General features: G+C 41.8%; 9 protein-coding genes and 1 tRNA gene. 6 read left to right on the top strand and 4 right to left on the bottom strand.

All coding sequences use genetic code 11. The annotated features are described in order from the left end of the window. Nucleotides 1-46 precede the first annotated feature (46 nt). Nucleotides 47-928: a radical SAM protein gene (locus tag FJ354_06925; GenBank protein ID MBM3906384.1), complete on the top strand. Its 882-nt coding sequence runs from the start codon at nucleotides 47-49 to the stop codon at nucleotides 926-928. Here the strand turns inward: FJ354_06925 and FJ354_06930 are convergent. Continuing rightward, a complete protein-coding gene (locus tag FJ354_06930; GenBank protein ID MBM3906385.1) occupies nucleotides 925-1680 on the bottom strand; it encodes a high frequency lysogenization protein HflD in 756 nt (251 codons plus the stop codon). The two genes, FJ354_06925 and FJ354_06930, sit on opposite strands and share 4 nt — an antisense overlap. A 63-nt stretch (nucleotides 1681-1743) precedes the next feature. Then, nucleotides 1744-1995: a hypothetical protein gene (locus FJ354_06935; GenBank protein MBM3906386.1), complete on the bottom strand. Its 252-nt coding sequence runs from the start codon at nucleotides 1993-1995 to the stop codon at nucleotides 1744-1746. A gap of 176 nt (nucleotides 1996-2171) precedes the next feature. Between FJ354_06935 and FJ354_06940 the strand changes: the two genes are divergently transcribed. After that, on the top strand, nucleotides 2172-2606 hold the full coding sequence (locus FJ354_06940) for an acyl-CoA thioesterase (GenBank protein ID MBM3906387.1): 435 nt from the start codon (nucleotides 2172-2174) through the stop codon (nucleotides 2604-2606). A 142-nt stretch (nucleotides 2607-2748) separates the two neighbouring features. On the opposite strand, the gene FJ354_06945 is transcribed toward FJ354_06940, so the two are convergent. Beyond that, nucleotides 2749-2822: transfer RNA gene (locus FJ354_06945), tRNA-Val, on the bottom strand. A gap of 56 nt (nucleotides 2823-2878) precedes the next feature. On the opposite strand from FJ354_06945, the gene FJ354_06950 reads away from it, so the two are divergent. Next, nucleotides 2879-3889: a UDP-N-acetylglucosamine--N-acetylmuramyl-(pentapeptide) pyrophosphoryl-undecaprenol N-acetylglucosamine transferase gene (locus FJ354_06950; protein ID MBM3906388.1), complete on the top strand. Its 1011-nt coding sequence runs from the start codon at nucleotides 2879-2881 to the stop codon at nucleotides 3887-3889. Between the two features lie 39 nt (nucleotides 3890-3928). Continuing rightward, nucleotides 3929-5344 carry an aspartate kinase gene (locus FJ354_06955; GenBank protein ID MBM3906389.1) on the top strand — a complete coding sequence of 472 codons (1416 nt, stop codon included), beginning with the start codon at nucleotides 3929-3931 and terminating at the stop codon, nucleotides 5342-5344. A gap of 182 nt (nucleotides 5345-5526) precedes the next feature. On the opposite strand, the gene FJ354_06960 is transcribed toward FJ354_06955, so the two are convergent. Then, nucleotides 5527-5727, bottom strand: coding sequence for a hypothetical protein (locus FJ354_06960; GenBank protein MBM3906390.1), 201 nt, complete (start codon nucleotides 5725-5727; stop codon nucleotides 5527-5529). Between the two features lie 83 nt (nucleotides 5728-5810). On the opposite strand from FJ354_06960, the gene FJ354_06965 reads away from it, so the two are divergent. Both FJ354_06965 and FJ354_06970 read left to right on the top strand, forming a co-directional pair. Beyond that, the gene (locus tag FJ354_06965; protein ID MBM3906391.1) at nucleotides 5811-6725 is read left to right on the top strand and encodes a branched-chain amino acid transaminase; all 915 of its coding nucleotides are present in this window, start codon (nucleotides 5811-5813) and stop codon (nucleotides 6723-6725) included. A gap of 183 nt (nucleotides 6726-6908) precedes the next feature. After that, a complete protein-coding gene (locus FJ354_06970; protein ID MBM3906392.1) occupies nucleotides 6909-7466 on the top strand; it encodes a class I SAM-dependent methyltransferase in 558 nt (185 codons plus the stop codon). Nucleotides 7467-7541: the final 75 nt, after the last annotated feature.

The raw sequence follows: 7541 nt of genomic DNA on the forward strand, positions 1-7541 counted from the left end.
TTGTGCATAGGCAAAATAATATTACCAATCACACGTCAAATTAGACATGATGCTAAACTATGATTATCCTCTGTACAGGCCGCCATCTGAGGCAGACTCGCTTATTTTTCAAGTCACATTAGGATGCTCATTTAATGAGTGCTCTTTTTGCGACATGTACCGCTCAAAGCAATACTCAGAGCGACCCTGGGATGACATAAAGACAGAAATCGATCTAATGGCAAAGGCACTGCCTGACACTAGACGAATTTTTCTAGCAGATGGTGATGCACTGAATCTGTCAGTAGAGTACATGCAAAAGATTGTCAAATATCTAAAAGAGAAATTCCAAAACTTGGAAAGAATCGCATGCTATGCAATGCCAATGAATGTTCTCAAGAAAACCCCGGAGGAGCTAAAACTATTGCGGGAATCAGGACTAGACATGTTTTATCTTGGAATAGAAAGTGGCTCTGATCTTATACTAAAAAAAGTTACCAAAGGCGCCACACCCACTACAATAATTCGGGCCTGCAAGAAGGCAAAGGATGCTGGCTATATTTTATCATGCATGATAATTTTGGGCCTTGGCGGAAAGACCCACTCAAAAGAGCACATTCGTGGAACTGCCCAAGTAATCAATGCGTCTGCCCCCCACTATGTTGGTGCATTAACACTATATCTGGAAAACGGGATCAAGGACGAATTTCTGAGTAAATTTGGCGAGCCGTTCATACCAGTATCGGATTCAGAGGCAAGAGAGGAACTGGAAGACTTGGTCTCGCAAATTGATGTCAAAGATGAGGTGATATTTCGCGCAAACCATGGCTCCAATGCATATACCATAAAGGGTACATTTCCACAAGACAAGCAAATGATGCTGGACAAGATATCATGGATGAGGCAGCACCCAGAGGTAATCAGGCCAGTCGGCCTTCGCGGTTTCTAAAAGCCAAACAGATTATCAATAATTGTAATCTGATATATGATATTTGCACCAATCAACAACGAAAACGTCCCTGCAATATAACGCGCAATCTTGTTGATTCGTACTACCTTATTTGAGAGAGCAAATGGCACTCCCATCAAACCAGAGACCAGAGCCATTCCAAGTATGGAGCCGATTCCAAAAACCAAGATAAATCCAAGAATCATTCCAACGTTGTTCAGAGTAGCTGCTGTCAGAACAACGAGACTTCCACTACCTGACAAGCCATGTATGCATCCAATCAGATATGATTTGTGAGAGTGTTTATGCTCAGAATCGATATGATTGTGTTCATCATAATGCGTCGAGCCATCATTGTGTTGGTGTGGGTGCCTGTGTCGTAGCTTGAATATTTTTTTGTTTGAAATCGTAGTAATTGCTAGAAATATCAACATCATTCCGACGATTAACTCCAAGCTCGAAAAGATGTTTTGCTCTATTTTTACTGCCAGTGCATAGACTAACAACCCCATCAGAACCAGTGTTGTGGTGTGACCTGCTCCCCAAAATGCACCGAGAATGGAAGAACGCATGGTGCCAGATTTGATTATTTGTTTTGTAGATTTTTGCATAAATCTTCCCTTTGATACTTGTGTGCTTACTGCAGCAACATGATCTGGCTCAAATGCATGCTCCAGACCAATTGCCAATCCAAGGCCCATAATCAATACTGGAGACATTTCACCAATTTGAGACAGAATTTCTTCCATGATTATACACAGACAAGTTGCAGGTATGTTTAAAAAATTGCCTATTTTCGAATGGATCTGAATTTTTTATAGACTATCAATTATTGGCCTTAGAGTTTCTGGTAGATCTGGTAGTTCTGTGTGGGAGGTATTGTTTTGTATGATTTCAGGCCCAATTCTTCGCACTCGTTGAGTCCCAATCAAAGTATCAATGCTTCTTTGCGCGTCTTTTTCCGATAGAATGGTTTTTAGCTTCTCAAGTAGGACGGCCTCATTTTCATATTTTTCTATGGCATACTGAACTAATGTCAGTTTGTCATTAGATGATAGTTCACTCAACTAACAGATTATTTCGTATAGTGATAAAAAATCTTGTGCACCCAACCTGGCTTTTCGCGGTAAATTACTGTAAAAGCACCAAGACGACAAAAACAAGAAATACTGCCATCATACCATAATTGAAATCCTTGAGTGCAAAAAGCGCAAACGAATCCAAAGTGGAGGTAATATCAAGAATGTTTCCACATGACGCAAATCCTGCGGGGAACGTATTTGGCGGCGAAATCCTAAAACAAATAGATGTTGTAGCCGGAATCGTCGCCCACAGGCATTCCAGAAAAAATGCAGTAACCGCAAGCATTGACCGAGTAGACTTTCTCAAACCGGTTTATGTTGGAAACGCCTTGATACTAAATGCCAGACTCAATGCAGTCAAAAATTCTTCAATGGAAATCGAGGTCCGAGTCGAAGCAGAAGACCTTATCAATGGAACCAAAACGTTGACTGGAACTGCACTGGTAACATCAGTTGCGCTGGATGAGGACGGCAGGCCGACGCATGTGCCCAAGCTTGTGTTAAAGACCAAAGAGGAAAAACAAAGATTCGCCCAAGGAATAAAGCGAATGAATCAGAGAATTAAAGAGAAAAAACGCAACAAAGCAAAAAACTAGCCGCCAGATCCCCTTTCGGATTTTGTATGACCAGGGTTTAGCTCAGATATTATGCCCTACTTGAATTTGTTAGTCTTTGTTTGTATTTCCAACTTTAATTATATCATTACAAAATAGTAAGGAGTTAGGTATAGTGTAAAAATGGGCCCACTGGGATTCGAACCCAGGGTCTTCGCCGTGTAAGGGCGACGTCATAACCAACTGGACTATGAGCCCAGCAAAATTCCTTTTCAGAAACCATTTAAACTTTGAGAGATTCAATACAAAAATCATTGTACCATAACATCGGGTTTTTCTGCAGCCCAATAGGCCTAGGACATGCAACACGCGATATTGCAATAGCGCAGTTTTTGAAAAAACCGCCAAAGTTTGTCACAGGGGCAGGCGCTGCCAAGATGATCTCAGATTATGGATTTTCGGTAAATGACGAGTATGCTCCACCAAACTTTGATGTACAAAATGGCGCACTGCGGGGTTCGCTAGGCTGGCTTTGGAAATACTACCAGTACTACAAGGACTGTAAGAAAATATCAGACAGATTCATCAGTTCTGAGCGTCCGAAGATCATAGTAAGTGACGAAGATTTTGCTTCGCTGACAATAGCGCAGCAAAAAAAGATCCCGACAATACTAATCACAGACATCTTGGAGACCAGATTCACCAAGGGAATAGGGTCGATTATAGAAAAAAGGATGAACAAATCCATGAGAGAAATCATCCAAAAATGCGACACAGTGATACTCCCAGAGACAGGCCCAGACCAAGATAACGTTAGGCGAGTTGGCCCAATAGTAAGGTCCACGCAACACACCAGAGAAGAGCTTCGAAAAAGACTCGGATTTGAGAAAAAAACCATAGTCGCAAGTGTTGGTGGAACAGACGCAGGTAGATTCCTAATCCAAAAAACAATCGAGGCGGCCTCCAACCTAAAGGACATCGACTTGGTACTAGTCAGTGGTCCAGCACTGGAAATCCAAAATCAAAATATCAGGAATTTGGGCTTTGTAAATAATTTGCACGAGATAATTTTTGCATCAGACTTGGTTATTTCACTTGCTGGCAAATCTACAATTGATGAATCAAGAGCATACGGCACGCCGGGAATTTTCATTCCAATCAAGGGACACTTTGAGCAGGAAGACAATGCAAAAGAGGAAGGCTATTACTTTGATGACATTTACAAACTAGATTCCCTGATTCCGCAAAAGCTAGAATCAGAACGCAGGCAGGTGAAGACCGACGGCGCAAAAAAGGCAGCCGATATTATTTTACAGTATTCATAGCGTACCCTTAAAAGTGGTTTTAATTGCAACCAATCTTACTTGGAAAGGTTGGTAGTAGCAAAGTTTGGTGGAAGCGCAAGTGGAATTGACGGTGAGTTTGTATCAGATATCATATCCAGAATAAAACAATTAAAGAAGGACTCTAAAGTAGTCGCAGTCTTTTCAGCCCCACTCACAATTCACGAGGGAAAAAGAAAATCACTCACGGACCTGGCGTTATACGTTGGCAGAAAGGCAGAAGAGGGAGCAACGCCAGATATCACACCAATCAAGCAATCATACCAGAAAATCCTATCATCAGTTTCGGATCAGTACAAATCCGAATGCCAAAAGACAATAGATTCGTTTCTTGCAAGGGCAACCCAGGCTTTTTACGAGGCAAAAGACAAAAAATCATTTTCAAATGAGGTTCGCTCACGTGCACTTGCTTTCTCAGGGGAGATTCTCATGTCGTATGTGATGAGCTACATCCTCAAGAGTGCTGGCCTAAAGTCAGACGTTGCAAGCTATGACGCTTGGCCTATAATTACCGACAACAATATCGAGTCGACTAATTTCCTTGCATCAGAGTCTGCCGCAAGGCTAGGACCACTCGAGGAGCTAGTCAAAAACAACGAGGTAATATCTGTCGGAGGATTTATCGGAAAAACTGTGGACGGAGTCGAAACAACATACGAGAGGGGAGGCTCAGACAGAACGGCTGCAGATCTTGGAATTTTGTTCCACAAAAAATACGACACTCGAATCGACTTTGAAAAAGACAGTGCAGTGGTGTCTGCAGACCCACGAATAGTATCAGAGGAGCTAGAAGACATTACACTGCTATCATACAATGAGGCAAGGATTGCAGGCATGTTTGGTATGAAGATACTGGACCCAATTGCAATCAAGGAAATTCTGGAAAACGGAGTAGATATGCCAATAATAATCACAAACATGAAGGATCCCAGTAAGACCACAACCATCCTACGCAAATCAGACAACCAGAACGGTCATCCGCTAAAGATAGTCACAGGCAAGAAAAACTGCGCAATTCTCAAAATAGAAAGTATCGCTGCAGAAGCCCTCCTAGAATCGTTGGAAAAAGAAAAGCGTTATTCCGAGTTTGTGATTTTATCGCCATTTACCAGTGATGATATCGAGTTTACAAGAATTCTATTTCTGGATGCAGACTATGTCAAGCGAAACGAGCGATACTTTCTTGGGTTTGACTCACTAGCTACCATACAATATAATCGGGGTGTCATAACACTAATTGGCGACCAGATGTGGCGAGTCCACCAAATCGTGTCCAAGGCAAGCTCCAGAATAGGAGAAGCAGGCCTCAACATCCTAAACATGGATGCGCAGGAAGAAACGTCAAGAGTCATAATAGTAGTTGATGATTCTGCAGATAACATAAAAACAGCGATTCGTGCTGTTCATTCCGAAAGGTCAAAAATCACCTTCTCATGAATAGTACAAATCGCATATGGAGCCCTTGGTTATCCAAGAGTCCACGCTGGGTTTGTTCATGGGCCATAGTCTAGAATCAGCCCGGCGTTACCCAAAACACGCTCTACTAACATTATGCGATCGGAATATTTAGATGTAATCTATATAGATCCATTAGATTTTTTGTGAGCTAGGCACAAATCCTAGAATCTTGCAAAGCTTAGAACCAAGCCTGCGAAAATCAGCGCGTACCATTTGAAGTTGCGCCTGTCTGTAAAGACATTCTTTGGACTCATCTGCTCATCAATCCTAATAGAGGCACGAATCTTTTTCATCTCAAAGCCCTGCCCAATTAGGCCTACGGCAACCAGTCCCATGGCTAGAATGGATGACGCTATTTCCATGGTACCATTTCGCAATCCCAGTATTTAGGCGTGCGTGGGTTTATCAGATAATTTTTTAATTAGTGGTACTTTTCCGACATTCTATGAAAGAAGTAGGAAAAATCTGGATGAACGGTAAGATGGTACCGTTCAAAGATGCCAAAGTCCACGTACTTACTCATGCTTTACATTACTCAACGGCAGTCTTTGAGGGAATTCGCTGCTACAACACCCCAAAAGGCTCTGCAATATTTCGACTACCAGAACATGTTGATAGGTTCTTCAGGTCTGCAAAACTGTATTCAATGAAAATGGAATATACAAAAGACCAGATAACCGATGCGATAGAAAAGACAGTAAAGGCAAGTACCCTAAAAGAGTGCTATATTCGACCGCTGGCATATTACGGATATGGTACCATGGGACTGACTCCCACTCCGAACAAGGTTGATGTCTCCATTGCATGTTGGGAGTGGAAGATGGGCGAATCAAAAGCAGGAAAGCAAACCGGTGCAAAATGCAAAATTTCCAGCTGGCTGCGAATTGATTCCAGGTCACAGCCAATGCAGGCAAAGGGAGCATCGAACTATGCAAATGCAGCTCTAGCAAGAGTGGAGGCACTCAAAAATGGATACGATGAAGCTATCATGCTGAACTATCACGGAAAAATAGCCGAAGGTAGTGCAGAAAACATTTTTGTTGTAAAGAATGGCCAAATTTACACGCCGCCGCTAACATCAGGCTGCCTTGCAGGAATCACGCGAGACTCTGTAATCCAGATAATAGAATCAAACGGTATGGACATTACAGAGCAAGAGTTAGACCGCGACGATCTGTATTCATCAGACGAGATATTCATGACCGGGACTGCGGCCGAGGTCAAGTCGGTATCCCAAGTAGACGATGTAACCATAGCTGACGGCAAAATGGGCAACGTCACCAAATCCCTACAAAAATCATTCATGGATGTAGCGATGGGTAGGGACGAACGATTCATACACTGGCTAAAATACCTATAACGTTTTTTTAGATATTATACCAATTACAATTATGGATTCGTGTTCAGTCGGTGGAAGCACAGATAGAATTTGCTGGTTTTGTAAAAAGGGCAGGCACTCTGAATGCATGAAAGAAATCGCAATAGATGCTAGATCGGAAGGCCCACATGACTGTACATTTGACACCATTATGGTTCCTTGCCAATGCAAGCACTAGAATATTGGGATGATTACGCAAAGAATCATCTTGGCAACTTTAACTATGAGATGGCAAAATTCATCCGCGATTTGGCTATCTCACTGCGGGTACAAAACATTCTAGAAGTAGGAACTAGTGCAGGAAATGACCTAAAGTTATTTCCAGACGAGTCAGACATTAATGGAATTGATATTTCTGAGCTGGCTATTACGCAAGCAGGGAAAAACTTGCCAAAGTTTAACTTTCAGATTGCAGATATCTGTAAAATTCCATTTGAGGATAATTCTATTGATTTGGTATTTACAAGAAACGTACTGAATTACCTTGACTCTGAGGACATCAAAAAGGCAGTAGACGAGATGTTTCGCGTGTCAAAAAAATACATTTTCAATATAGAGTTGTTTTCTGAAAATGAGGAAAAGATCAGCGACAGCCCAGCTACATACGGGCGAAACATGAAAAAATATTGGATGGATTACAGAGTGAAAATAATCAGCAATGTAGACATTCACGAGGAGATCGAGCCTAAAAAGTCCAGATTTACGTTACTAAGAAAGCTTTGATCATTTTATTTTGGACTCTATAGCAGTTATGTATTTTGATAAAAATTCGTGAAACATTTCAATTTTGGACTGGTC

The sequence above is a fragment of the Nitrososphaerota archaeon genome (assembly GCA_016872055.1).
GTDB lineage: Archaea > Thermoproteota > Nitrososphaeria > Nitrososphaerales > Nitrosopumilaceae > Nitrosotenuis.

Bases quoted from the DNA above. Each gene is read 5' to 3' on its own strand.
- FJ354_06970 (MBM3906392.1), top strand. From the start codon at position 6,909: ATGCAAGCACTAGAATATTGGGATGATTACGCAAAGAATCATCTTGGC.
- FJ354_06925 (MBM3906384.1), top strand. From the start codon at position 47: ATGATGCTAAACTATGATTATCCTCTGTACAGGCCGCCATCTGAGGCA.
- FJ354_06965 (MBM3906391.1), top strand. From the start codon at position 5,811: ATGAAAGAAGTAGGAAAAATCTGGATGAACGGTAAGATGGTACCGTTC.
- FJ354_06940 (MBM3906387.1), top strand. From the start codon at position 2,172: ATGTTTCCACATGACGCAAATCCTGCGGGGAACGTATTTGGCGGCGAA.
- FJ354_06960 (MBM3906390.1), bottom strand. From the start codon at position 5,727: ATGGAAATAGCGTCATCCATTCTAGCCATGGGACTGGTTGCCGTAGGC.